Here is a 22,304-nt window from a genome sequence, read left to right on the forward strand (position 1 = left end):
CGCCCACACGCGGGGTCACTCGCCGATCGAAAGCGTCGCAGCAAACCCGCCACCCGGAAGATTGCGCAGCCCAAGCGTCCCACCATGCTGCTCAGCAATCCGTTTAACGCTCGCTAGCCCCAGGCCACTCCCGATCGCATTGCTTCGCGCCGCATTGCCCTGCACGAACGCATCACCCAACTGCCCGAGCAGATCAGGCGCGACACCATGCCCGCGGTCACTGACCTCAAGCTGGGTGGACCCTGCTTCGCGCGTCAGCGTGATGACGAACGGCGGCGCACCATGTCGCGTGGCGTTGCGAACCAGGTTCTCGACCGCCCGCCGTAACGCGAGCGGTTTGCCGCGCACGACGCAGGTGGGTGGAGCGCGCACTTCCCATGGTTCGCCATGCGCTGCCTCGGCGGCGGCGACATCGCCGGCAAGCGCCGAGAGATCTACCGCAGCGCTCGCTTCATCACGTCCGTCGCGTGCAAAGGCAATGAAGTGCTCACACATCGCGTCCAGCGCCGCGATATCGGCTTCCATGCCCGTGCGCAGGCCTTCGTCCGCGGGTGCGGCGAGTTCGAGCCCAAGTCGTAGGCGCGCCAGAGGCGTGCGTATATCGTGCGATAGCGCGGCCAGCATGAGCTCACGTTCGCGCCGGCTGGCACGGACGTCCGCCGCGGCAAGAGCCAGTGCGCTACGCAGTTCGCGCAGTTCGTAGGCTGCATGTCGCGGGATGGGTGGAGGTGCTTCGCCGCCGACCACACCGTGAGCCGATGCGGCTAGCTGGCGCAATGGTGCGGTGAGGCTACGCGCGTAGAACGCTGCCGCAGCGAGCACGACGACGGCGGCAAGAATGATCGTCAACAGGCCTGCGCGGAAGATCGGCACGCGGGGCCCGTTGAGTGCCACGCCCAGCCAGCCGGGTGCGGGGCCCTGCGTGGCGATCCACACCGTGGCGTGCTGCGTGCCATCGATACGCAGCTCGCGCCCCGGGAACGCGCCTCGCAACCCATCCAGCACGTCGCGCACGACGGGTAGGACCGGTGTGCGGCCAACCGGTGCGTCCTGTGCATGAGTGATATCGAGTGCCGCCAGTGCGGCTACGTCGCCATGTTTGAGCAACGCATCGGCCGCGATGATGCGCGTCGCGATGGTATGCACGGTGAGGTCGCGTGCGGCGCCGTCGCCGGTGATGCGAAGCACCACGATACCGGTGATGAGTACCAGGCCCACGGTACCCGCAAGCAGCCATGCGAGACGGGCGAACAAAGTGCGCTTCATGCCGCGGCTCCATCAGGAACGAACACGTAGCCGGTGCCCCACACGGTTTGCAACCAGCGGGGCTCGCGCGGGTCATCTTCGATCAGGCGGCGAAGGCGGCTCATCGTCACATCCATGCTGCGGTCAAACGCCTCGTGGTCGCGCCCGCGGGCCGCGCTCATGAGCTGGTCGCGCGTCATGGGCTGGCGCGGCCGTTGCGCAAGCGCTGCGAGTACAGCGAACTCGCCGGTGGTGAGGTGGACGGTCTCGCCGTCGCGGAGTAAGCGGCGCGTGCTGAGTTCGAGCACGAAGGGTCCAAACGCAACATCCTGCGCATCGGCGCGCGGCGCACCCGGCACCGCTCGGCCCCGGCGCAGCACGGCGTTGATCCGGGCTACCAGTTCACGCGGGTTGCCGGGCTTGGCAAGGTAGTCGTCCGCGCCGATTTCGAGGCCTACGATGCGGTCGACATCGTCACCGCGTGCGGTAAGCATGATGATCGGGGTATCCACACCCTGGCCGCGCAGCCGGCGGCATATCGAAAGGCCGTCTTCACCCGGCATCATGATGTCCAGCACGATCAGGTCGACGTGGCGGCGCTTCAGCTCCCGGTCGAGGGCGCGGCCGTCTTCGGCGGTGGCCGTGTTGAAGCCCTGGCTTTCCAGGTACCGCGACAGCAGGTCGCGCAGGCGGACGTCGTCGTCGACGATAAGGATGCAGGGGGCGGTGGTTTCGGCCATGGAGCGATTCTGCCGCGTTCCGGCGGCGCCGGGCGGCGAAGATGTAACAGGATGTTTCAGCCACGGGGACCTGAAACGTTCCGTTGCGAAGCCACGCACACCGTGGCGCGCCAATGGCAGAGGATGGGCTCAACGGCCCCCAGCCCATTTCGTAGGAGACATCGCATGGTTCGCTCGCTTGGTTTCGCCTTTTGCACCCTGCTGGCGCTTCTCGCCCCAGAGGCACGCGCGGCGACCGACCTGTCCTACGGCCCCTCACCCCGGCAGACGCTCTCGGTCTATGCCCCGCCGCATGCCCACGACGCGCCGATCATCGTGATGGTCCACGGTGGTGCCTGGATGATCGGCGATAAGGACAACCCCGGCGTGTCCGAGCCCAAGGCCAGCCACTGGAACGCCGATGGCGTGATCTTCGTGAGCGTCGATTACCGGATGCTCCCGGAGGCAGGGCCGATGGTGCAGGCGGCCGATGTCGCCGCAGCGCTGGCCTATGTGCAGCACCATGCGCGTGAATGGAACGGCGATCCTTCGCGGGTCGTGTTGATGGGCCATTCCGCGGGCGCGCATCTCGTCTCGCTCGTGGCGGTGTCTCCGGCGCTCCAGCAGGCGGCGGGTGTTCGGCCATGGCTGGCTACGGTCTCGCTCGATAGTGGCGCCGTGGATGTCCCCGGAATCATGCAGAACCCGCACCCCCGGTTCTACGACCGAGTGTTTGGTGAAAGCCCGTCAGGATGGGCTGAAGCGTCGCCCTACGACCGCATGACCCGCGCGCCCGCCATGCCCATGTTGATGGTGTGCTCCACGGAACGCGCCAACTCGTGTCCTGCGAACGAGCGCTTTGTCAGCAAGGCGCGTGAGTTGGGAGGTAAGGCGGACGCGTTGCCCGTGGCGTTGAACCACATGCAGATCAATCAGACGCTGGGTGGATCAAACGCCTACACCGCCCAGGTCGACGCCTGGCTCAGCAAGAACGCAGCCTTGTAGGCCATTACGGCTTCTGGCCGTGCTGTAGGAGATAGAGCTTCACGTACTTGCGGCGCACGTATTCGACACGCAGCAACGCGTAGACGATGCCACGCCAGCCATCGAGAAACCCGGCGCGCAATACATAACCACGGAAAAACCGCCACATCGGGCTTACGATGATCTGCGTAAGCGTCGCGCGTTTACCCGCGGCGAATTCCTCGGTGGCCATCATGTGCGCGTAGCGCTCCTGCTTGGCCATCAACTCGGAAAGCGAGCGGTACGGGTAGTGGTCGAGGTAACCGGCGAGCATCTTCACCTCGCCATCCACGCTCACCGATTCATGGATCTCGCGTGGACCACGCCAGCCGCCCTGGCGGCGGTCGAACAGGCGCAGCACCTTGTCGGCACCGGCGTTGCCATGCTGCATGAAGCGGCCGAAGAAATCGTTGCGGCGATAGAAGCGGTAGCCCGCGGCGCCGGTGAAGCCGCCCTCGTAGGCCTTCTCGATCGCCGCCCGCAGATCATCGCCCACGCGTTCATCGGCATCCAGGCACAGGACCCACTCGTGCTTCGCCTGCGCCACGGCAAACGCCTTCTGGCTGCGGAAGCCATCGAACTTCCGCTCGAACACGCGGGCGCCCATCTCGCGGGCGATGGCCTGGGTGTCATCGCTGGAGCCGCCATCGACCACGACGAGGTCGTCGCAGAAGCTGGCGCTCGCCAGACAATCCCGGATGCGGTCGGCCTCGTTCTGGGTGATCACGCAGAGGGAAATGGGCCGCTGGGTCATGAAGGCACGGGAATCGAAGGGGCTGACGGGCCATAATGCCACGTTGCCCCTGATCGAGGTTTGCCGTGGCCGCGTGCCTGATGTTCGCCACCGAGGAATATGCGTTGCCGATCCTGCGCCCCCTGGCTGCTGCCGCACGGGCGCGAGGCCAACAGGTGGGCTGGATCGTGCCGGACGCAGTGGCCACGCACCTGGCGCCGGGCGAGCAACGCATTACCAGCCTCAAGGCCGCAAAGGCACTGCAGCCCGAGGCGGTGTACTGCGCCGCCAACTGGGTCTCGCCACGCCTGCCGGGCGTGAAGGTCCAGGTGTTCCACGGTTTCAACGCCGAAAAGCGCGATCCGGGCCGCGGCCACTTCGCCATCCGCGGGTTCTTCGACCTTTACGTGACCCAGGGGCCGGCCACCACCCAGCCCTTTGAAGCGCTCGCGAAGGAGCACGGCTACTTCGCCGTCCGCGAAACCGGCTGGCCCAAGCTCGATCCGCTCTTTATCCAGCCGCCGCCGCCGCAGGATCCCTCGATCCTGGTGCGCGACGGTCGGCCGGTCGTGATGTACGCCTCCACCTTCAGCCATCGGCTCAGCGCCGCACCGGCGATGGTCGAGCCGCTGCGCAAGATGATCGCGCGCGGCGATCGCCAGTGGCTGCTCACGCTACACCCGAAGTGCAGCGACGAACTCGTCGCCGCGTACCGCGGGCTGGAAGCGGAGAATGCGCGCTTCTACACCTCCGACAAGCTGATCGAGCTGGAGCGTGCCGCTGATGTGCTTGTCTGCGACACGTCATCGGTCATCCACGAATTCGCGGTGATGAACAAGCCAGTCGTCACCATCGCCAATCGCGTGCCGCATCCGTTCATGCTGGACGTACCGACCCCGGATGATGTCGACGCGGCCATTGATCGTGCATTGACGCATCCGCCTGAACTGATGGCGGCGATCAAAGCGCACGCTGACAACATCCATCCGTCGCATGACGGCCATGCCAGTGAGCGCGTGCTTGATGCTGTAGCGGCATTCAAGCGTGGCGACTTCGGCAAGCTCGGGCGAAAGCCCTTGAATCTCATTCGTCGTTACAAGGCCAGTCGCGATTTGCCGGCGTTGTTGCCGGGCGGTGCTTGATACATTTCGTAGATCGGGGTTGCCGTCGGGCGTAGGCTCTCAATGCCCGTTGCGCTGGCAATCCTTTACAAGCGGTTGACTTGCGTCCAGTAAAGGCCGAAATCGTGTAGGCATCCGCTGAAGGAATGTGAGCTAGTTCCTACACGAGGGAATTGATTCGATTTTTGAGAATCCTTCCATATCAATTCGATTTAGCGGTCCCTACCGTGCGCCCCTCGTTAACACGCAGGGGACGTCATGTTGCACGATGTGTCATCAAAGAGCCGCCAGTGCGCGCTCGCTATTGCCATCCATTTGGCCATTTTCTCAGGGGTTTCCCACGCCGCCGACGAGCCGGCCAAGCCGTTTCCGGCTTTTCTGGACGGGCACGTGGTGCCGGCGTCGTTCGAAAAGCCCGGCGCCACGGGCTACGTTCACCACGAAGCGGGCCAGCTCGCCAGCGATGTCCGCATCGCAGCGAACGAATACTGCGGCCTTACGCCGGGATGCAGCCTCGCGGGATACACCGCACACGAGGTCCGTGGCGCTAGCGGGAAAAACAGCGCCTATTCAGTGCTGGATATCGCGATAACCATCGACGAGCCGACGGGAACGCGCGATGTAACGATCACGGGCGGCATCGCACTCGTTCGGTCATGCCCGGTGGACGCCGTTCTTGTCGGGGATTCGAGTGCCTTCCTCGATAACCGCGATCCTGCCTCAGGTCGGTCACCGGTGGCCTGCATCTCTCCGGACGAGGTACCCAAGACGGCCTCGATGGGCGTGCCCGAAGAAAGCGGGGCCAATCAGTGCCCGATCGGCAATAGCCAGACCGTAGGCAACCCGATTAACCCGTTAACGATGAGCAAGATCGAAACTGCGGTGGACTATATGGGGCCCGACTCCTCGGGCCTGGCCTTTGCGCGCACGTATCACAGCGGCGCCTTCTCCCTGGACAACAAACTCAGCAAAGTCGCGGCGCGTTATCCCGCAGGCGCGCGCATCGGCGCACGTTGGCGCCACACGTACGACCGAGCCTTTGTCCGTCGCCCGTATTTCAGCGCTAGTGGCTGGGCTTACGGCTCCGCACTGCATCTCGTGCGGGAAGATGGCGGCGAAACCCGCTTCACCAAGAAGGGCGATACCTATGTAGCAGAGGAAGGCGAACGCGGCATCGTGCGCGAAGATGCCGATGGTGGTTGGGTCTATACCAAGGCCGACCTCACGGCCGAGCACTACGACGACAAGGGACGCCTGCGTTCGCGTATCGATGCCAACGGCAACACCTTGACCTTGCATTATGACGATATCAACGTCGGAGCTGGCGCGAAGGTGAAGGTTCTGGTTCGCGTGAGCGACCGCCAGGGTCGTGAACTCAAGTTGAGATACGACCGCTACGGCCGCATCGAGACCGTGGATACGCCCGACGGGCGGATCACATATGACTACAGCGGCGACCTGCTCGAGGGTCTCGATGCCGATCTGGTTGATGTCAGCTACCCGGATGGTCGCAAGGTCAAGTATGGATACGACGAGCCAGCCATGGGTGGCTCGCGAAACCATAAGCTCACCGGGATCGTCGGGAACGATGGTAAGCGTTTCGCGACGTTCCGCTACGACAGCGCCAATCGCGCCATTAGTTCGTCGCACGGCGATAATCTGGAGCTGACGGAAGTCATCGCGCACGACGCCAAGCGTGTCGACATCCGCAAGCCTGGACGGGACAATGAAACGTGGTACCCGAGTTACACCGACGGCGTCATCCGCCTTGGCCAGCGCGAAGAATTCTACCGACATCAAGACGTCGCTCGCGGATATGACTACGTGAGCGCAGGCCTCGTTTCGCGAAACACCGATTACCTCGGCGTCCCTACGTCGTATAAGTACGACACCAGCCGACGGCTCGAGACCGAGCGCACGGAAGCCGATGGAACCGCCGTCGCGCAGACCGTAAAGACGACGTGGCATCCCCTGTTCGACAAGCCGATCCGCATTGACAACGGTGCCCAGTGGACCGTGTTCGAATACGATCTTAAGGGCAACCTCCTCAAACAGCGCGAGGGCGGGCTCGCCGACGCGGCAAACGCCGGCCAGGGTCCCTGGCCGGCGGAACGCATCACTGCGTTCACCTACGACACGGCGGGCCGCATCCTTACGGTCGATGGGCCGCTCTCGGGTACGTCGGACACCACACGCTACCAATACCGGGCTTCGGATGCTCCCGGCTGCACACCCACCGTGTGTAGCTGGCGGCAGGGCGATCTTCATACCGTGACGGACCCACTGGGCCACGTCGATACGGTGCTCGCCTATGACGCGGCCGGCCGTCCCACATCGCTGACCGATGCCAATAGCGTGCGAACGGATCGTCAGTTCGACGCCATGGGCCGACCCGTAGAGGTGGCTATCCGGTCACGCCGCGATGGCGTGCCTTCGGCGGAAGACATCATCACCCGCGTGACGTACAACGCTAATGGCGACATCGACACGCTCACCGATGCGGATGGCGCCACGCTAACACACCGATACAACAGCGCTCACCGATTGATTGAGCAGGTCGATGCTATTGGCAATGTACGTAAGATTGAGCGGAACGATCAGGGCCAGGTAGGCACCGACAGCTTCCGTCGTCCCGACGGGACGGAAGACCTGAGCCGGAAGTACACATACGATAATCGCGGCCTACCTGCGGAAATCGAGACCCCAGATTCCAGGATCGAGTACAACTTCGACCCCAATGGACGCTTCACGGGTACGTCCGGCTACCTCCCGGGCCCGGAGTACCATCACGATGATCGGGGCCGCGTCGACCGCATCAGCGAAGGCTACGGTAGCGAACGTGGTGAAACCATCCTGGCGTACGACGGCGCCAACCGCGTGCGCACGATCGTCGACCCGAAGGGCCTGTCAACGGCTTATCTGAGAAATGGACTCGGCGATCTGCTTTGGCGTCGCAGCCCGGACACGGGCGATAGCTCCTTCGAGAACGACGCCAACGGTCAGCCCCTCCGCGAGACACCGGCGGATACCCGCAAGATCGATCGCACCTATGACGCACTCGGCCGGGTGGCGACGGTATCGTACAGCGACGGTGCCCGGACGACCTACACCTATGACGTCCCCGCGTCGGGTTGTCCTGCCGGTGCTGACTTCGCCGTCGGTCGCCTCTCGACGGTCACGGATCGCGATGGCAGCACGACATTCTGCTACGACTTCGCTGGCCGGGTGATCCAGAAGATCCAGGTGACGCGAGGGGTTAGCCTGGCGGTTCATTACACGTATTCGAAGGCGGGGCGGCTCGCATCGATGACCTACCCTGACGGGCGCCAGGTGACGTACACCCGTGATGCCGCCGGGAATGTTGTTGCCGTGGACACCCGGACGCCGTCGTCGGTGGCACAGTCCATAGCCAGCATCGTGGTGAACGACGCACTCGGTCGCCCGGTGAACTGGACCGCAGGAGCCCGCACTCTGGCTCGGACGTACGACGGAACGGGCGTCGTAACGTCCGTCCGCGATACGCGGCCAGGTGGCCTTAAGCTGACCGTGGAATACACCAATAGCAACGTTGACATGATCACGAACGGATCTGTCACGAGCTTCATTGAGAGCGATTCCCAGAACCGGGTGACATCCGCGGGCTCGTTCGATCCGTCGCCCGACAATCCTTTGGGCGACTTGCACACGTACAAGTACGACAAGACCGGAAATCGACTGTCGTGGAACACGATTCCCTTTACGAACCGAAGCTTCGTCTATGCCGCCGATAGTCATCACCTGACGACGGCAAACAAAATCGCCCGCACTTACGATGCCAACGGGAACACCACCCGCATCGGCGACCGCGAATTCGTTTATGACGCGAGCGGCCGTATGAGCCAGGCCAAGGTCAACGGCGTGGTGGAGATGAACTACGCCTACAACTCGTTCGGGCAGCAGGTGGCTCGCTACATCGCAGGGCAGATCACCGTATCGCTTCACGATGAAGCAGGCCACTGGATCGGTGATTACGACGGCGCAGGTCAGCCCATTCGCCAGACGGCATGGCTCGGCGACATCCCGCTAGCTGCCATCGACGGCGACGCGATTCGGGACATCCAAGCTGATCACCTGGGCACGCCTCGCGTCGTCATCGATCGTGCGTCGGACAAAGCCATCTGGACGTGGTCGGTCACGAGCGAGGCATTCGGCTCCGCCGCACCGAACGAAGACCCGGACAAGGATGGGACGAAGTACGTGTTTGATATGCGCTTCCCGGGGCAGCGGTATGACGCTGTGACAGGGCTCTTTCAGAATGGGTGGCGCGACTATGATCCGGTGAGTGGGCGGTACATCCAGAGCGATCCGATTGGACTCTCTGGAGGAATGTCAACTTACAGCTACGTAGGAGGGAATCCCTTCGTAGGGGTCGACCTGATGGGGCTATGCAACTGCCAGTCAATCACGCCGCCATCGCCGCCGGGGGTGGACATCAACAAAAACATCGCCGGCATGCTCAATCTAAACGCTCTCTCAAACGTCACCGGTGGTGCAGGCGTCGCCTTAAAGTATCGAGTCTTCTATGAGCTCGTGCGGAATAAGGGACCCTACGACTACAAGCAGGTAGACAGGTCAAAGTATGCCGACTACGGAAACTTCCACTATGGCGTTGTCGGCCGAGCCGCTGGCATACCGTCGGACCTGTTGCTTCGCGCGGCCGGCTGGGCCCAGACCAGATCAGGGAACTATCAGGCGGAAAACGACGGACCGTTGGGGCGCCCTCCGTACGGTGATGACCCTGCGGATCAAGAGCAGATTTCAAATGGAATGTGGTGGTATGAGAACTGCTACCGTAAATAGGGTATATCCATAGTGTGTAGTCACCCTGAAGCGGTGTGCAGCTTCAGGGTGACTGATCTGACGGGTCATGATTTTGAAAAAATTGCCGATTCTCGTAGCGATTCTTCTATGTGGATGTGGACGCGGCGGTGACGAAGCTGCAAGGGTCACCTCTCCCGACGGACGGCATGATGCCGTTGTAATTGAAGACGGAGGTGGCGCCACCACATCCTTCTGGTACGACATTTGTGTCGTGCGCGTAGGTGAGACCTGTTCCAGCAAGGAAATCGCACTTGTTTTGTATGATGCTGGACGGAATGCGTCAGCATATGGTGTGAACATTCATTGGGACGGTCCATATCGTGTGAGGGCTGAGTACGACACCGCAGAACGGGTGCAAAGAATGGAGCCGTCTCCGCTTATCGAAGCAGGGGTATCCATTGATATCGCTCCCGGAACCATCGACAAGACGGCACCTCCAGGCGCAATGGTTCGGCGCGACTTGCCTCGAACCGGAAATCGTTGAGTAAAACAACGAACGAGCAGTTAGCGGGTAAGGACGCGCCCAGTGTTGCCATCGGCGTGCCCGAAGAGGAAGACCAAATTGTCACCGAGCAAGTCATTGGTCGCCATGGCGAGTGTCTAGCCTGGCTTTCTCACCGCTAAGGACGAATCATGCTCGAAGGATACTTATTGTTCGGCACGCCGCTGCTCGCTGGTCTTCTCTCGCTCATTTGGCTCTCGGTCACCCTGGTGCGCTATGCCCTGAGCCTACGTCGCGGCCGACCAGCTTGTCGGCGTTTTCCAGGTAGGGACTTTAGCGAACGTGCCAGGCAGCTGAAGATCCCATGCGTTGCACTCCTCATCTCGGGACTATGGTTTTGGTTTGTCGTAATCGCGACTGATGCGCAGGTTATGAAGCCAGCGTGCCTCGATGAATGGTAGGTGGCCGGGACTCCGTGGGCATCTATGGTGGGCGGCTCTCGCGCGCAAGCGCGCTCCTACAAGGGCTGTGGTAGCTGCGGTAAAGTACTGGAGTGCTCAGGAGTCCTTCCCATGTCCAATCCCACCGCCCAAGCCACCGGGGCCGTCTTTTCGGCCGATCGCATGCACGAGGCGCGTGAGCGCTCCTGGGCTGCCCTCCGCGACATCGCCGCCCACATCGTGCCGGGCATGACCGAACCCGAGGCCATCACCATGGCAGGGGAGCGGCTGCATGCGGCGGGTATGCAGCGGATCTGGCATCCCAGCATCATTCGTTTTGGCGCGAACACGTTGAAGACGTTCCGCCAGCGTTCGGCGCCGGATACCGTGCTGGCGGAGAACGATATCTTCTTCGTCGATCTTGGCCCGGTATTTGAAGGGCACGAGGGTGACGTGGGCGATACGTTCGTGGTGGGCGATGACGGTGTGATGCATGCCTGTGCGGCGGCAGCACGTGAGCTGTTCCGGCGTGGCGAGGCGCGTTGGCGCGAAGGCGTCACCGGTGTGGCCTTGTACGACTATGTCAGTGCTGAGGCCGAATCACTCGGCTGGCGTTTGAACCACGCGACGAAGGGTCATCGCGTGGGTGACTACCCGCATGCCGTGCATAAGGCAGGCAACCTCGGCGACTTCGATGCGCAGCCCGTGCCGGGTCTTTGGATCCTCGAGATCCAGATCGCTCATCCCGTGTTGCCGATCGGTGCGTTTTACGAAGACCTGCTGATGGCGTGACTCGCCCGGCTAACTGTGCGTCAATGCGGGTACGCCACGCACAGGGAATGATACCGGATGGTCCGTCGTACATGGGGCGCCGCGCTTGCGGCATGTGTGCTCATCGCCGCCTGCTCGAAGGCACCCGAAGCTGAGGCACCGAAGCAGACCGCCGAAGCGCCGAAACACGCCGAGGTCGCTCCGGTCACGGTGTCCGCGGCGCCTGTCTCCGGCGTTCCCGTGCAGGCGGTGCAGCGCTACGTGCTCGACGACACGGAAGTGCGCACGATCCACGCACCGAAGCTCAATCGCGATTATCAGCTCTTCGTGAGCCTGCCGCCGGATTACGCACAGCACCCAGATCGCAAGTACCCGGTGATGTTCGTTACCGATGCGAACTACGGCTTCCCGCTTATCCGCAGCATCGCTCGCCGCCTGGGCGATCACGGTGATGGCACCGAGGATTTCATCCTCGTGGGCCTCTCCTATGCGGTGGGCGACACGCCGGTCTACAGTCGTCGCCGCGATTACACGCCGACGAACCACGGCCCGAGCGGCCTCACTTCCGACATGCCAGGTCGACCCGTGTTGCATGGCGAAGCCGAAGCCTACCTCGAGTCCATCAAGAACGATGTCTTCCCGGTAATCGCCACGAACTACCGCGCAGACATGTCACGCGCGATCTACGTAGGCCATTCGTACGGCGGTCTGCTGGGCTACGAAATCCTGCTCCACGACCCGGGGATGTTCAGCCACTACGTCCTCGGCAGCCCGTCGCTGCAGTTCGATCACGGCGTTGAATTCACGCGCATGCATGAGGCGCTGGCAAATCGGAAGGACCTCCAGGCGAACGTGCTGGTGATCCTTGGCGGCTTTGAAACGCTCAGCAAGGACAAGAGCGACCGCCGCTTCAATACCGGCACCGACATGATTGGCGACAACCGCCGCTTCGTCGCGGAACTCCAGGCGAAGCATTACCCCGGCCTGCATGTGAACCTGATGACGGTGCCCGGCGAAGATCACCTCACGGTGTTCCCGATGATCATCACGCGCGGGATTGAATGGGCCTTGCCGGGCCAGCGGCCGCCGTTCAACGTGACAGGCGGGTAACCGAGAAGGCGACCACAAGCGCGCCGAAGGTGAGCGCGCCAAGCCAGTAGACGGAACCCAGTGCCGCGCCATCGCTGGCGATGGCAGCACCCCAGGACGCGGCGAGCAGCAACCAGCCGGCGGTTTTCATGCCGCGCGTGGTGCCGGCAGGCAATGCCTTGCCGAGCACATCGCGCTGGTGGCGCGACATGCCCATGCTCAACGCGGCAAAGCCGCCTAAGGCAGCGAGTACGCAGAGCAGCATCATGCGACCGCTTCCTTCTTCCGGCGGACGCGCACGACTTCCTTGCGGTTATGCACCTTCCACGCGCAGAACCCGAGCAGCCCGGCGAGGGCGAGCATCATCAGGTCGAAACTTGCGTAGACCAGATCGCCGTTCCACAGGCTGGTGAACAGGCCACGATCAGTCGTCATCATGTCCACCACCGGCACGGCGAAGAAGCCGGCCGCGGCGACGGAAAGCGTTTCCACCCAGGCCCGTTTCACCGGCCGCACGATGGCGACGACGCAAAGCACGCCCCAGCCGATGAACAGCCAGTTGGCTTCCCAGTTCGGGCGTTGCGCGACATCGAACGGCAGCAGGCGGTTGGCCATGAAGTAGCAGGCGATGCCAAATGGTAGGCCGGCGATGGTGGCGATGTTCATCCGCTCGACCAGGCGGAAGCCGAAGTACGGTCGTTCCGGATCGGGCAGCTGCAGGCGGCGTTTGGAGGTCCAGAGCACGAGGCCCGTGCCGACCATGGCCGTACCGGCGAGTCCGCAGAGGAAGTAGAACCAGCGCAACAGGAGCGGTGCAAAGCGGCCAGCGTGCAGGCCGACCATGACGCTTTCGGTTTCACGCGCGCCGCCACGTGCCGGTGGGCGCGCGTGCATGACGCCGGTCGCGGCGTCGAAGGTGAGCGTCTCGCCACGCGTATCCATGCCGGCACCGGTAGCGCGGATGATCTTCACCACGCCGTGCGCATCACCGGGGATGGGCACGAAGATGTAACCGGGCTCCGCGCCATGCCAGGTTTCGCGCGCCTGCTTCAGCATGTCGGCGATAGGCGCCATGGGCGCGTTAGTGCCAGAGCGCTTCGGCGCTTCGTCCGCGCCAAACGCATCGGCGTAATACGCAGCGCGGTTCTCGTATGCCGCGGTAACGCCCCAGGGCATGTACTGCGCGGCCAGGGTAACGAGACCGGTGTACGTGATCATGAAATGGAACGGCAGGGCGAGCACGGCCGTGAGGTTGTGGCCATCCAGCCACGAGCGCTGGCCCTTGCCGAAGCGAAGGGTGAAGAAATCCGTGAAGATCTTCTTGTGTGTGATGACGCCGCTGATGATCGCCACCAGCATGAACATCGCTGCGAGGCCGACGGCCCAGCGTGCCCAAAGCACGGGCAGGTAATACAGGTCGAAGTGCATGCGGTAGAGCCGCCAGCCACCCAGCGTGTCGCGCGCATCCACTTTCTTGCCGTCACCATCCACGAGGAAGGCGTGGTCTCGCCACTGGGCGAAGGTCTCGCCCTTTTCCTTCCAGAAGGCGGTAGTAGCCACTGCGCGTTCGCTCGGCAGTTCGATCGACCACTGCTCCGCATCGGCCGCATGCTTCTGCATGTACGCGACGGCGCCTTCGGCGCCCGCATCGATGTTGTGCTGGCCATGCACCTCAGGCTGCATCCAGCGGGTGATCTCGTCCTGGAAATACGACGCGGTGCCGGTCACGAACACGAGGAACAACAGCCAGCCGAGGAGCAGGCCCACCCACGTATGCAGCCAGGCCATCGACTGGCGGAGACCCCCGTTCACGCGCCACCCCCGTGCATCGATAGGTACAGCGCGAGGCCGAGCGGCGCGCAGTAGACGCTGGTCCAGAACCACACCCGCGAGGCGCGTGCCACGGCGAACGCGAAGATCGCCACCACGGCATAGACGGCGAACGACACCAGCATGCCGGTCATCACCGCCTCGACCCGCGGGATCGGGAGCCAGCGCGCGAAGCCGGCGGCGGTGAGAGCCGCGGCTACGTAGCCGCCCACGGCAGCGAGGACGGTGCGCGAGGCAACGTCCAGGGCGTGGGCAAGGCGGGCGCCGGGCGCGCCGGTGGGGGTGGAACGGGGCATCGGACTCTCTCGGGACGGGCGCCCGCCAGCGCGCCAGGCGCGGTTTTCCCTGACGAACGGCGGTGCGGTACACCCATATTAATGAGATTCATTCGCAAATACGAGCGAAGGGGCTGGATTCCACCCTTCCGGCGCTACGGGTTAGGATCGGAGTTTGTCCGACAAATAGGTGGGGAGATGGGGATGGGGATTCGCAAGGCTCTGGGGTTCGCGCTGCTGGGCGCTATGGCATCCACCGCGGCGTTCGCTGCCCCGCCGCCCGGCCATTCGGGTAACCCGGCCTTCCCGGGCTGGTACGCCGACCCGGAAGCGGCGATCTTCGACAACACCTACTGGATCTATCCCACCACCTCGCTCGCTTACGCGAAGCAGACGGGCTTCGATGCCTTCTCATCGCCGGATCTCGTTCACTGGACAAAGCACGCCAACGTGCTGGCCATCGGCGACATTCCCTGGGCCAAGAAAGCCCTGTGGGCGCCCTCGGTGGTGAAGAACAACGGCAAGTACTACTTCTTCTTCGCGGCGAACGATATCCAGAGCGACAAGGAACTCGGTGGCATCGGCGTGGCCGTGGCGGATAAGCCGGATGGTCCGTTCAAGGATCTGCTGGGCAAGCCGCTCATCGGCGCCTTCCACAACGGCGCGCAGCCGATCGACCAGTTCGCCTTCCACGATGAAGACGGCACCTGGTACATGATCTATGGCGGCTGGAAGCACGCGAACATCGTGAAGCTGAAGCCGGACTTCACCGACGTCGAGCCCATGGCCGATGGCACGGTGTACAAGGAAATCACGCCCGAGAAGTACGTCGAAGGCCCGTTGATGTTCAAGCGCAACGGCAAGTACTACTTCATGTGGTCGGAAGGCGGTTGGACCGGCCCGGATTACTCCGTGGCCTACGCCATCGGCGATTCGCCGATGGGCCCGTTCAAGCGGATCGGCACCATCCTCAAGACCGATCCGGCGATCGGCACCGGCGCAGGCCATAACTCGGTGTTCCACGTCGCGAAGGATGACAGCTGGTACATCGTGTACCACCGCCACCCGCTCGGCGATACCAACGGCAACGATCGCGAAACCTGTGTCGACAAGATGGAGTTCGACAAGGACGGCAAGATCCTGCCGGTGAAAATGACGATGGAAGGCGTGACCGCAAAACCCCTCCGCTAATCAAAACCCTGTAGGAGCGTGCTTGCACGCGATCCGCCGCAGGCGGCCCGCTACCGCAAGCACATCGCGCGCAAGCGCGCTCCTACAGGGGTTTTCTCGTAAAGTGCAAGTGAGAAAAATCCTTAGTTCTTCCGACATTTCAATACGCAAGGATTGGCTACAATGCCCGCCGGGTGGGGCAAGCACCTCGCGAAGGAATTGACGGGCATGCGTTACGAGAAGGGTCACAAGGAGCTGACACGACAGCGGATTGTCGAAGCGGCATCGGAGCGTTTCCGCGCCGATGGCATCGATGGGGTAGGTGTCGTCAGCCTGATGGGTGATGTCGGGCTGACCCAGGGTGGTTTCTATAACCATTTCCCCTCCAAGGAGGATCTGGTGCGCGAGAGCGTGGCCAGCGGCGTCGCCGCGGCTACCCAGCGCATGGCCGATCGCGTGGCGAGTTCGCGCGGTGAACGCTACCGCGCCCTGGTCAACGGCTATCTTTCCGCGGAGCACCGCGATAACCCGGCAAGCGGCTGCGTCGCTGCCTCGCTGGCGGGTGAGCTGGCACGCCGGCCGGAAGAAACGCGTATCGCTTTCACCGAAGGCGTCGGCGGCATGCTCGAACTGATCGCCTCGACGTTGCCGGATAGCGTGCGCGGCAAACGCCGTCGCTCGCTGGCGACGGCGGTGTTCTCATCGATGGTGGGTTCGCTCGCGCTATCGCGTGCGGTGGCCGATACAGGCACCTCGGACGAGATGCTCTCGATCGGGCGCCAGTCGGCGCTGGCGCTGATCGAAGCGGGTTGATTACTTCGCCGGGACCGGCGGCTTGCCCATGGCGGCCGTCTTCTCGGCGATCTTCGCCTTGATGGCCGGGATGGCGGCGAGCGCGGCGCGCTCGCCTTCCAGGATCGCGACGTTCTTCTGATCGAAATCCGTGGGGCCGATCTGGCCGACCTTCGGCCGGATCACGACATCCGCGCGGCCCAGTTCCTGCTCGGCCAGCTTGCGGCCCATGATGGTGATGGACTGGCCCACGATGCCGGCCATGCTGCCCGGGTTCGTGCCATCCGGACGCGCCGAGATATCCACCGCGATGACGATATCGGCGCCGAGCTGGCGCGCGGCATCCACCGGGACGGGGCTGACCACGCCGCCGTCGACGAAGTGCTTGCCGTTGATCTCCACCGGTTCGAACACGCCGGGGATGCTGCTCGATGCACGCACGGCCTGGCCGGTATTGCCACGAACGAAGATCGCGCGGTCGCCGGTTTCCAGCACGGTGGACACGGCAGCGAACGGCGTGTGCAGCTTTTCGATCGGCTGCTGCTTCACCAGCTGGTTCACGTAATCCTGCAGCTTCTGGCCCTGGACGAGGCCACCCGAGAAGAGCCGCACGTCGCGGACGGTGGCTTCGTCGAGCGAGAACGCCGTTTCCTGCAACTGGAAGGCATCCATGCCGCTGGCATAGAGCGCGCCCACGACACTGCCCGCGCTGGTGCCGGAGACCACGTCGGGATGGATCCCGCTGGCCTCCAGCATCTTGATGACGCCGATATGCGCGAAGCCCTTGGCCGCGCCGCCGCCCAGCGCGAGGCCGATGCGGGGTTTGGCGGCCAGGACCGGAACGGCGGTATCCGGCCGTTCGTTGGGCTTCACGGTGTTACCACCGCCGAAGCAGCCCGTCAGCAAGGAGGCCAACAGGAGGGGGAGCAGGCGGCTAAGGCGGCGGGACATCATGTCGGTCGTTTCTCGGGGTTGGATCAGCCGCGGGTCTGGTCGGCTTCGAGGTGGTAACGGGTAGCAACCTCGATCTCGTGCTTCGAGCCGAGGAACACGGGAACACGCTGGTGCAGGCCGCTCGGCTGGATCTCCATGATCCGCTCACGGCCGGTGGTGGCCGCGCCGCCCGCCTGCTCGATAATGAAGGCCATCGGGTTGGCTTCGTACATCAGGCGCAGCTTGCCGGTACCGCCCTTGGCCGTGATCTTCGCGTCGAGCGGGTAATAGAACACGCCGCCGCGGGTGATGATGCGATGGACATCGGCCACCATGGAGGCCACCCAGCGCATGTTGTAATCGCGGCCGCGCGGCCCGGTGGTGCCCGCCAGCAGTTCGCCAATGTAGCGCTGCATCGGGGCTTCCCAATGGCGCTGGTTGGACATATTGATGGCGAACTCCGCCGTCTCGGCCGGGATGGTGATGCCGCGGCGGGTGAGCACGAAGCTGCCGTGCTCGCGATCCAGGGTGAACTCGTGGACGCCATGGCCGAAGGTGAGCACCAGCAGGGTGCTGGGGCCGTAGACCACGTAGCCAGCGGCGACCTGGGCGGTGCCCGGCTGCAGGAAATCTTCCGTGGTCGGCTCGGTGACGCCATCGGGGCAGCGCAGCACGGAGAAGATCGTGCCCACCGACACGTTGACGTCGATGTTCGAGGAGCCGTCCAGCGGATCGAACAGGAGCAGGTGGTGGCCCTTGGGGTAGGCATCGGGGATCGGCTGGGGGTCTTCCATCTCTTCCGAAGCGCAGGCCGCCAGGTGGCCGCCCCAGGCGTTCGCTTCCAGCAGGATCTCATTGGACATGACGTCCAGCTTCTTCTGCGCCTCGCCCTGCACGTTATCGGAGCCGGCATTGCCCAGCACGCCACCCAGGGCGCCCTTGCCAGTGGCCACGGAGATGCGCTTGCAGGCGCGCGCCACCACCTCGATCAGCAGGCTGAGCTCGCTGTAGACATGGCCAGCGCGCTTCTCCTCGATCAGGAACTGGATCAGTGAAATCGGTTTCGTCATCACACGGGCCCTGGAGCGAAAGCACGCATTGTCCGGGTGCTGGGTGAATGGCGCCAGAGGGGGCTGCTGACAGCACGTTGTCAGTAGGGCCCCCGCACACTCTCCCTTACTGACACCACGGGAGGGGTTGCCATGAATCCGCTGCTCGAACGCATCACCAGGCTCTATGCCCCGCTGGGCCAGATCGGCCTGCTGATGGGTGGCCATTACCGCTTCGCGCCCGATCAAGCCACGCCTGATCGCGCCACGTCGGATCAGGCCGCGCCTGGTGCGAGCGCGCTTTCGTGCGGCCCAGCCCGCGGCAAGGCCCCATCGCGCGCAAGCGCGCTCCTACGACACAAGCCGCACGCTTACTGAGACAAGAGGGAAGGGAATGAACAGCAGTCGCATCGTTTTTCACCATGGGCCGAATAGCCGTTCCACCAGCACCCTGATGCTGCTGGAGGAGTTGGGTGCCCAGTACGACATGCATGTGCTCAACCTCGCCGCTGGTGAACAGCGCCAGGCCGCGTATCTCAAGATCAACCCGATGGGGAAGGTGCCTGCCATCTCGCACCACGGCCAGCTGGTGACGGAACGTCCGGCGGTATTCACTTACCTGGCCGATCTGTTCCCGCAGGCAGGGCTGGCACCGGGCCTGGGCGAGCCGCTGCGTGGGCCGTACCTGCGCTGGCTGGCCTTCTACGGTTCGTGCTTCGAGCCAGCCGTGCTCGACCATTACATGAAGAACGCCGTTGCGCCGGCGGGCACCTGCCCCTATGGCGATTACGAATCGGTGTTGAACCTGGTCGAGACCCAGCTGGGGGCCGGCCCGTGGATCCTCGGCGAACGCTTCACCGCCGCCGATATCCTGTGGGCCAATGCACTGGATTACGTGATGTCGTTTGGCCTGGTGGCCCGCCGCCCGGTCTTCGAGGCTTACGTCGCCCGGCTCAAGGTGCGCCCGGCCATCATCCGCGCCGCCGAGCAGGATGAGGCGCTGGCCCGCGCCCAGCAGCGGGCCGCGGCCTGAGCGCCCGGCCATGGCGGACCGTGACCATCGCCGCTTCCCGCGCGCCGCGCGGAAAGCGATGATGGACGAATGCGACGCGCGGACCGCCTGTTCCTCATCATCAACGCCCTGCGTGGGCGGCGTACTGCGCTGCCCGCACGCCAGCTGGCGGCTACGCTCGAGGTCTCGCTGCGCACGGTCTACCGTGACGTGGCGGACCTCCAGCTCTCCGGCGTGCCTATCGAAGGCGAAGCCGGCGTGGGCTACCTGCTGCGCAAGGGCTCGGACATCCCACCGCTGATGTTCAACGCCGACGAACTCGAAGCGCTGGTGGCCGGTACGCGATTCGTGCGTGCCTTCGCCGGCGAGCGCCTGGCCCGCGAGGCGCAGGCGGCCCTGATCAAGATCGAGGCCGTGCTGCCACCGGAGCTTCGAGAGCGGGCGGCGCAATCGAAAATCTTCGCGCCCATCTGGCGCGATCCCGAACAGAACCATATCGCGCGCATGCTCGATCGCCTGCACGAGGCGGTACTCCAGCGGCACGTGTTGTGCCTGGAATACCGTGATGCGCAGGGGCGCGCGAGTACACGCGAGGTCGAGCCGCTCTGCCTGTCGTTCTGGGGCGGCGCGTGGACGCTCACCACGTGGTGCCGGCACCGCAACGACTTCCGCAACTTCCGCCCCGACCGTATCGAATCCTGCAAGGAATCCGGGGAGACCTTCGAGGATGTGCCGGGCCGCGACCTGAAGACCTTCCTCGAAACGATCCGCGGCTACTACGCCGGCCTGGAATAGCCCCGCCGTTGTGGGAGCGCGACCCAACCTGTGTCACAGGGCGGGCAGGGTGTTCGCGTGCCATCATCGGGCCTTTCCACGTCCCCACCTGGTACCCGAATGACTCCCTGGATCCGCGCCATTGCTTTCGTCGGCCTCTTTGCCGGCGCCGCCCATGCCACGCAGCAGGCCGACGATGCCTTCAAAAGCATCTATGAGAAGGAATGGGCATGGCGTAACGGGCAGGCGGGCATCCTGACCTCGGGCGAAGCGCAGCCGGGTAATGGCCGCCTCGATACGGTGGACGCCGCCAGCCAGGCCAAGCGCCTTGCGTACTGGAACGACGTGCTGGCGCAGCTCGACCGGATCGATCCGAAACAGCTGGGTGATGAGGCCCGCATCGATTACCAGGTGTACCGCGAGCAGGTGTACAACCTGGCCGCCGCGCAGCGCTTCAGCCAGTGGCAGATGCCGTTCAACAGCGACTCGGCGTTCTGGTCCGATGTTGGCTATGTGATGCATGGCGATGACCTGCGCACCCGCGAGGATTACAGCGCCTATATCGAGCGGCTGAAGCAGATCCCCACCTGGATGGACCAGGAGATCGCGAACATGCGCCTGGGCCTGGCGCGTGGCTTTACCGTGCCGCGCGCGGTGCTCGACGGCCGTGACGCCTCGATCGCCGCCGTTGCCGAGCTGAAGAGCCCGGAAGACAGTGCGCTGTACGAGCCGTTCAAGCACATGCCGAACACCTTGCCCGCGAAGGATGCCGATGCGCTGCGCGCGCAGGCCCGCGACGCGATCGCCAAGGGCGTGATCCCGGCGTACGGCAAGCTGCTGACCTTCTTCCGCAAGGACTACCTGCCGAAGGCACGCACCACGCTCGCCGCCGAAGCGATGCCTGACGGCAAGGCGTATTACCTGCAGCAGATCCGCGAATACACCACGCTGGACCTCACGCCCGACCAGATCCACGCGATCGGCCTGCGCGAGGTAGCGAGCATCCACGAGCGCATGCTCGAAGTGATGAAGGAAACCGACTTCAAGGGCGATTTCCCGGCGTTCCTGCATTTCCTCCGCACCGATCCGCAGTTCTACGCCAAGACGCCGGATGAGCTGCTGATGCGCACCGCCTGGGTGGCGAAGCAGGTGGATGGGGATCTGTCGAAGTATTTCGGCCTGCTGCCGCGCCAGCGTTTCGCGATCAAGCCGGTGCCGGCGGATATCGCGCCGTACTACACCTCGGGCCGTGGTGGCCCGGATGTGTACCTCGTGAACACCTACGACCTGCCGTCGCGGCCGCTGTTCAACATGCCGGCTCTGACGCTGCATGAATCCATGCCGGGCCACGCCCTGCAGCTGGCGCTATCGGCCGAACAACAGGGCCTGCCGGCGTTCCGTCGCGAGGGCTATATCTCGGCCTACGGCGAGGGTTGGGCGCTGTACTCGGAATACCTCGGCGAGGAGATGGGCATTTACCACACGCCGTACGAGCGCTTCGGTTACCTCACCTACCAGATGTGGCGCGCCTGCCGCCTGGTGGTGGATACCGGTATCCACCACCTTGGCTGGACCCGCCAGCAGGCGATCGACTACCTCACCGACAACACGGCCCTGAGCCAGCGCGAGATCGCGAACGAAGTGGACCGCTACATCAGCTGGCCGGGCCAGGCGCTGTCGTACGAACTGGGCTACCTCAAGATCCGCGAGCTCCGCGAGCGGGCCGAGAAGCAGCTGGGTGAGAAGTTCGACCTGCGCGCCTTCCACGACATGATCCTGGCCCTGGGCAGCGTGCCCATGCCGGTGCTGGAGCAGCACGTGAACGAGTGGATCGCCACCCGCAAGGGCTAAGCAGACCTGCCGCCCGCCGCCTGACCGTGGCCGGCGGCCTCGACCCGTAGGAGCCCACCCTGTGGGCGACGCCTTTCGTACAAACGCCGCAGGGTCTGTGGCTCTGTCGCGAAAGATGTCGCCCACAGGGTGGGCTCCTACAGTAATGTCTCCATAAATGGAGTACACTGCATCA

At 63.9% G+C, this 22,304-nt stretch carries 20 protein-coding genes; 12 read left to right on the forward strand and 8 right to left on the reverse strand.

Features of this window, described 5'->3' with window-relative positions:
* Nucleotides 1-15: 15 nt before the first annotated feature.
* The gene (locus L2Y96_RS00410) at nucleotides 16-1,266 is read right to left on the reverse strand and encodes an ATP-binding protein (protein ID WP_247330996.1); all 1,251 of its coding nucleotides are present in this window, start codon (nucleotides 1,264-1,266) and stop codon (nucleotides 16-18) included.
* On the reverse strand, nucleotides 1,263-1,985 hold the full coding sequence (ompR, locus tag L2Y96_RS00415; RefSeq protein ID WP_247330998.1) for an osmolarity response regulator transcription factor OmpR: 723 nt from the start codon (nucleotides 1,983-1,985) through the stop codon (nucleotides 1,263-1,265). The genes L2Y96_RS00410 and ompR overlap by 4 nt, the downstream gene beginning before the upstream one ends.
* Before the next feature lie 165 nt (nucleotides 1,986-2,150).
* Here ompR and L2Y96_RS00420 point away from each other — a divergent pair, with 165 nt between their 5' ends.
* Nucleotides 2,151-2,969, forward strand: a complete 819-nt coding sequence (locus tag L2Y96_RS00420; RefSeq protein WP_247331000.1) for an alpha/beta fold hydrolase — start codon at nucleotides 2,151-2,153, stop codon at nucleotides 2,967-2,969.
* A gap of 4 nt (nucleotides 2,970-2,973) precedes the next feature.
* Here the strand turns inward: L2Y96_RS00420 and L2Y96_RS00425 are convergent, their stop codons facing one another.
* Nucleotides 2,974-3,741, reverse strand: coding sequence for a glycosyltransferase family 2 protein (locus L2Y96_RS00425; protein ID WP_247337209.1), 768 nt, complete (start codon nucleotides 3,739-3,741; stop codon nucleotides 2,974-2,976).
* Between the two features lie 65 nt (nucleotides 3,742-3,806).
* Between L2Y96_RS00425 and L2Y96_RS00430 the strand changes: the two genes are divergently transcribed.
* The 5 genes from L2Y96_RS00430 to L2Y96_RS00450 all read left to right on the forward strand — a co-directional run bounded on the left by L2Y96_RS00430 (nucleotide 3,807) and on the right by L2Y96_RS00450 (nucleotide 12,464).
* Nucleotides 3,807-4,862 carry a CDP-glycerol glycerophosphotransferase family protein gene (locus tag L2Y96_RS00430; RefSeq protein ID WP_247331002.1) on the forward strand — a complete coding sequence of 352 codons (1,056 nt, stop codon included), beginning with the start codon at nucleotides 3,807-3,809 and terminating at the stop codon, nucleotides 4,860-4,862.
* A 237-nt stretch (nucleotides 4,863-5,099) separates the two neighbouring features.
* Entirely contained in the window at nucleotides 5,100-9,680 is a 4,581-nt protein-coding gene (locus L2Y96_RS00435) for an RHS repeat-associated core domain-containing protein (protein WP_247331003.1), read from the forward strand.
* 67 nt (nucleotides 9,681-9,747) lie between these two features.
* Nucleotides 9,748-10,185, forward strand: coding sequence for a hypothetical protein (locus L2Y96_RS00440; protein ID WP_247331005.1), 438 nt, complete (start codon nucleotides 9,748-9,750; stop codon nucleotides 10,183-10,185).
* A 530-nt stretch (nucleotides 10,186-10,715) separates the two neighbouring features.
* Nucleotides 10,716-11,375 (forward strand): M24 family metallopeptidase, encoded by a 660-nt coding sequence (locus L2Y96_RS00445; RefSeq protein ID WP_247331007.1) that lies wholly within the window; start codon nucleotides 10,716-10,718, stop codon nucleotides 11,373-11,375.
* A gap of 57 nt (nucleotides 11,376-11,432) precedes the next feature.
* The gene (locus L2Y96_RS00450; protein ID WP_247331009.1) at nucleotides 11,433-12,464 is read left to right on the forward strand and encodes an alpha/beta hydrolase; all 1,032 of its coding nucleotides are present in this window, start codon (nucleotides 11,433-11,435) and stop codon (nucleotides 12,462-12,464) included.
* Here the strand turns inward: L2Y96_RS00450 and L2Y96_RS00455 are convergent.
* Genes L2Y96_RS00455 through L2Y96_RS00465 form a run of 3 tightly spaced genes read right to left on the reverse strand, consistent with a single transcriptional unit; the run spans nucleotide 12,445 to nucleotide 14,569 of the window.
* Nucleotides 12,445-12,711 carry a DUF3325 domain-containing protein gene (locus L2Y96_RS00455; protein ID WP_247331011.1) on the reverse strand — a complete coding sequence of 89 codons (267 nt, stop codon included), beginning with the start codon at nucleotides 12,709-12,711 and terminating at the stop codon, nucleotides 12,445-12,447. The two genes, L2Y96_RS00450 and L2Y96_RS00455, sit on opposite strands and share 20 nt — an antisense overlap.
* Entirely contained in the window at nucleotides 12,708-14,255 is a 1,548-nt protein-coding gene (locus tag L2Y96_RS00460; protein ID WP_247331013.1) for a PepSY-associated TM helix domain-containing protein, read from the reverse strand. Before L2Y96_RS00460 ends, L2Y96_RS00455 begins: the two co-directional genes overlap by 4 nt.
* Nucleotides 14,252-14,569, reverse strand: a complete 318-nt coding sequence (locus L2Y96_RS00465) for a DUF3649 domain-containing protein (protein WP_247331015.1) — start codon at nucleotides 14,567-14,569, stop codon at nucleotides 14,252-14,254. The genes L2Y96_RS00460 and L2Y96_RS00465 overlap by 4 nt, the downstream gene beginning before the upstream one ends.
* A gap of 183 nt (nucleotides 14,570-14,752) precedes the next feature.
* Between L2Y96_RS00465 and L2Y96_RS00470 the strand changes: the two genes are divergently transcribed.
* Nucleotides 14,753-15,739 carry a glycoside hydrolase family 43 protein gene (locus L2Y96_RS00470; protein WP_247331016.1) on the forward strand — a complete coding sequence of 329 codons (987 nt, stop codon included), beginning with the start codon at nucleotides 14,753-14,755 and terminating at the stop codon, nucleotides 15,737-15,739.
* Between the two features lie 162 nt (nucleotides 15,740-15,901).
* Nucleotides 15,902-16,531, forward strand: coding sequence for a TetR/AcrR family transcriptional regulator (locus tag L2Y96_RS00475; RefSeq protein ID WP_247331017.1), 630 nt, complete (start codon nucleotides 15,902-15,904; stop codon nucleotides 16,529-16,531).
* On the opposite strand, the gene L2Y96_RS00480 is transcribed toward L2Y96_RS00475, so the two are convergent.
* The gene (locus tag L2Y96_RS00480) at nucleotides 16,532-17,464 is read right to left on the reverse strand and encodes a patatin-like phospholipase family protein (RefSeq protein ID WP_247331018.1); all 933 of its coding nucleotides are present in this window, start codon (nucleotides 17,462-17,464) and stop codon (nucleotides 16,532-16,534) included. It lies immediately after the preceding gene.
* A 23-nt stretch (nucleotides 17,465-17,487) separates the two neighbouring features.
* Nucleotides 17,488-18,513: a class 1 fructose-bisphosphatase gene (locus tag L2Y96_RS00485; RefSeq protein WP_247331019.1), complete on the reverse strand. Its 1,026-nt coding sequence runs from the start codon at nucleotides 18,511-18,513 to the stop codon at nucleotides 17,488-17,490.
* 132 nt (nucleotides 18,514-18,645) lie between these two features.
* Here L2Y96_RS00485 and L2Y96_RS00490 point away from each other — a divergent pair, with 132 nt between their 5' ends.
* The 4 genes from L2Y96_RS00490 (at nucleotide 18,646) to L2Y96_RS00505 (ending at nucleotide 22,129) form a co-directional block, all read left to right on the forward strand.
* Nucleotides 18,646-18,870 carry a hypothetical protein gene (locus L2Y96_RS00490; protein WP_247331020.1) on the forward strand — a complete coding sequence of 75 codons (225 nt, stop codon included), beginning with the start codon at nucleotides 18,646-18,648 and terminating at the stop codon, nucleotides 18,868-18,870.
* Between the two features lie 16 nt (nucleotides 18,871-18,886).
* Nucleotides 18,887-19,525: a glutathione S-transferase family protein gene (locus tag L2Y96_RS00495; protein ID WP_247331021.1), complete on the forward strand. Its 639-nt coding sequence runs from the start codon at nucleotides 18,887-18,889 to the stop codon at nucleotides 19,523-19,525.
* Nucleotides 19,526-19,594: 69 nt separating this feature from the next.
* The gene (locus L2Y96_RS00500; protein ID WP_247331022.1) at nucleotides 19,595-20,299 is read left to right on the forward strand and encodes a helix-turn-helix transcriptional regulator; all 705 of its coding nucleotides are present in this window, start codon (nucleotides 19,595-19,597) and stop codon (nucleotides 20,297-20,299) included.
* A 99-nt stretch (nucleotides 20,300-20,398) separates the two neighbouring features.
* On the forward strand, nucleotides 20,399-22,129 hold the full coding sequence (locus tag L2Y96_RS00505; protein ID WP_247331023.1) for a DUF885 domain-containing protein: 1,731 nt from the start codon (nucleotides 20,399-20,401) through the stop codon (nucleotides 22,127-22,129).
* Nucleotides 22,130-22,304 lie beyond the last annotated feature (175 nt).

The organism is Luteibacter aegosomaticola, from assembly GCF_023078475.1.
Classification (GTDB): Bacteria; Pseudomonadota; Gammaproteobacteria; order Xanthomonadales; family Rhodanobacteraceae; genus Luteibacter; species Luteibacter aegosomaticola.

Excerpts from the sequence above, each read along its gene's own strand:
- L2Y96_RS00465 (WP_247331015.1), bottom strand. The coding sequence starts at position 14,569 with ATGCCCCGTTCCACCCCCACCGGCGCGCCCGGCGCCCGCCTTGCCCAC.
- L2Y96_RS00475 (WP_247331017.1), top strand. The coding sequence starts at position 15,902 with ATGCCCGCCGGGTGGGGCAAGCACCTCGCGAAGGAATTGACGGGCATG.
- L2Y96_RS00440 (WP_247331005.1), top strand. The coding sequence starts at position 9,748 with ATGATTTTGAAAAAATTGCCGATTCTCGTAGCGATTCTTCTATGTGGA.
- ompR (WP_247330998.1), bottom strand. The coding sequence starts at position 1,985 with ATGGCCGAAACCACCGCCCCCTGCATCCTTATCGTCGACGACGACGTC.
- L2Y96_RS00425 (WP_247337209.1), bottom strand. The coding sequence starts at position 3,741 with ATGACCCAGCGGCCCATTTCCCTCTGCGTGATCACCCAGAACGAGGCC.
- L2Y96_RS00505 (WP_247331023.1), top strand. The coding sequence starts at position 20,399 with ATGACTCCCTGGATCCGCGCCATTGCTTTCGTCGGCCTCTTTGCCGGC.
- L2Y96_RS00490 (WP_247331020.1), top strand. The coding sequence starts at position 18,646 with ATGAATCCGCTGCTCGAACGCATCACCAGGCTCTATGCCCCGCTGGGC.
- L2Y96_RS00500 (WP_247331022.1), top strand. The coding sequence starts at position 19,595 with ATGCGACGCGCGGACCGCCTGTTCCTCATCATCAACGCCCTGCGTGGG.
- L2Y96_RS00470 (WP_247331016.1), top strand. The coding sequence starts at position 14,753 with ATGGGGATTCGCAAGGCTCTGGGGTTCGCGCTGCTGGGCGCTATGGCA.
- L2Y96_RS00410 (WP_247330996.1), bottom strand. The coding sequence starts at position 1,266 with ATGAAGCGCACTTTGTTCGCCCGTCTCGCATGGCTGCTTGCGGGTACC.
- L2Y96_RS00420 (WP_247331000.1), top strand. The coding sequence starts at position 2,151 with ATGGTTCGCTCGCTTGGTTTCGCCTTTTGCACCCTGCTGGCGCTTCTC.
- L2Y96_RS00450 (WP_247331009.1), top strand. The coding sequence starts at position 11,433 with ATGGTCCGTCGTACATGGGGCGCCGCGCTTGCGGCATGTGTGCTCATC.
- L2Y96_RS00455 (WP_247331011.1), bottom strand. The coding sequence starts at position 12,711 with ATGATGCTGCTCTGCGTACTCGCTGCCTTAGGCGGCTTTGCCGCGTTG.
- L2Y96_RS00445 (WP_247331007.1), top strand. The coding sequence starts at position 10,716 with ATGTCCAATCCCACCGCCCAAGCCACCGGGGCCGTCTTTTCGGCCGAT.
- L2Y96_RS00480 (WP_247331018.1), bottom strand. The coding sequence starts at position 17,464 with ATGATGTCCCGCCGCCTTAGCCGCCTGCTCCCCCTCCTGTTGGCCTCC.
- L2Y96_RS00435 (WP_247331003.1), top strand. The coding sequence starts at position 5,100 with ATGTTGCACGATGTGTCATCAAAGAGCCGCCAGTGCGCGCTCGCTATT.
- L2Y96_RS00485 (WP_247331019.1), bottom strand. The coding sequence starts at position 18,513 with ATGACGAAACCGATTTCACTGATCCAGTTCCTGATCGAGGAGAAGCGC.
- L2Y96_RS00495 (WP_247331021.1), top strand. The coding sequence starts at position 18,887 with ATGAACAGCAGTCGCATCGTTTTTCACCATGGGCCGAATAGCCGTTCC.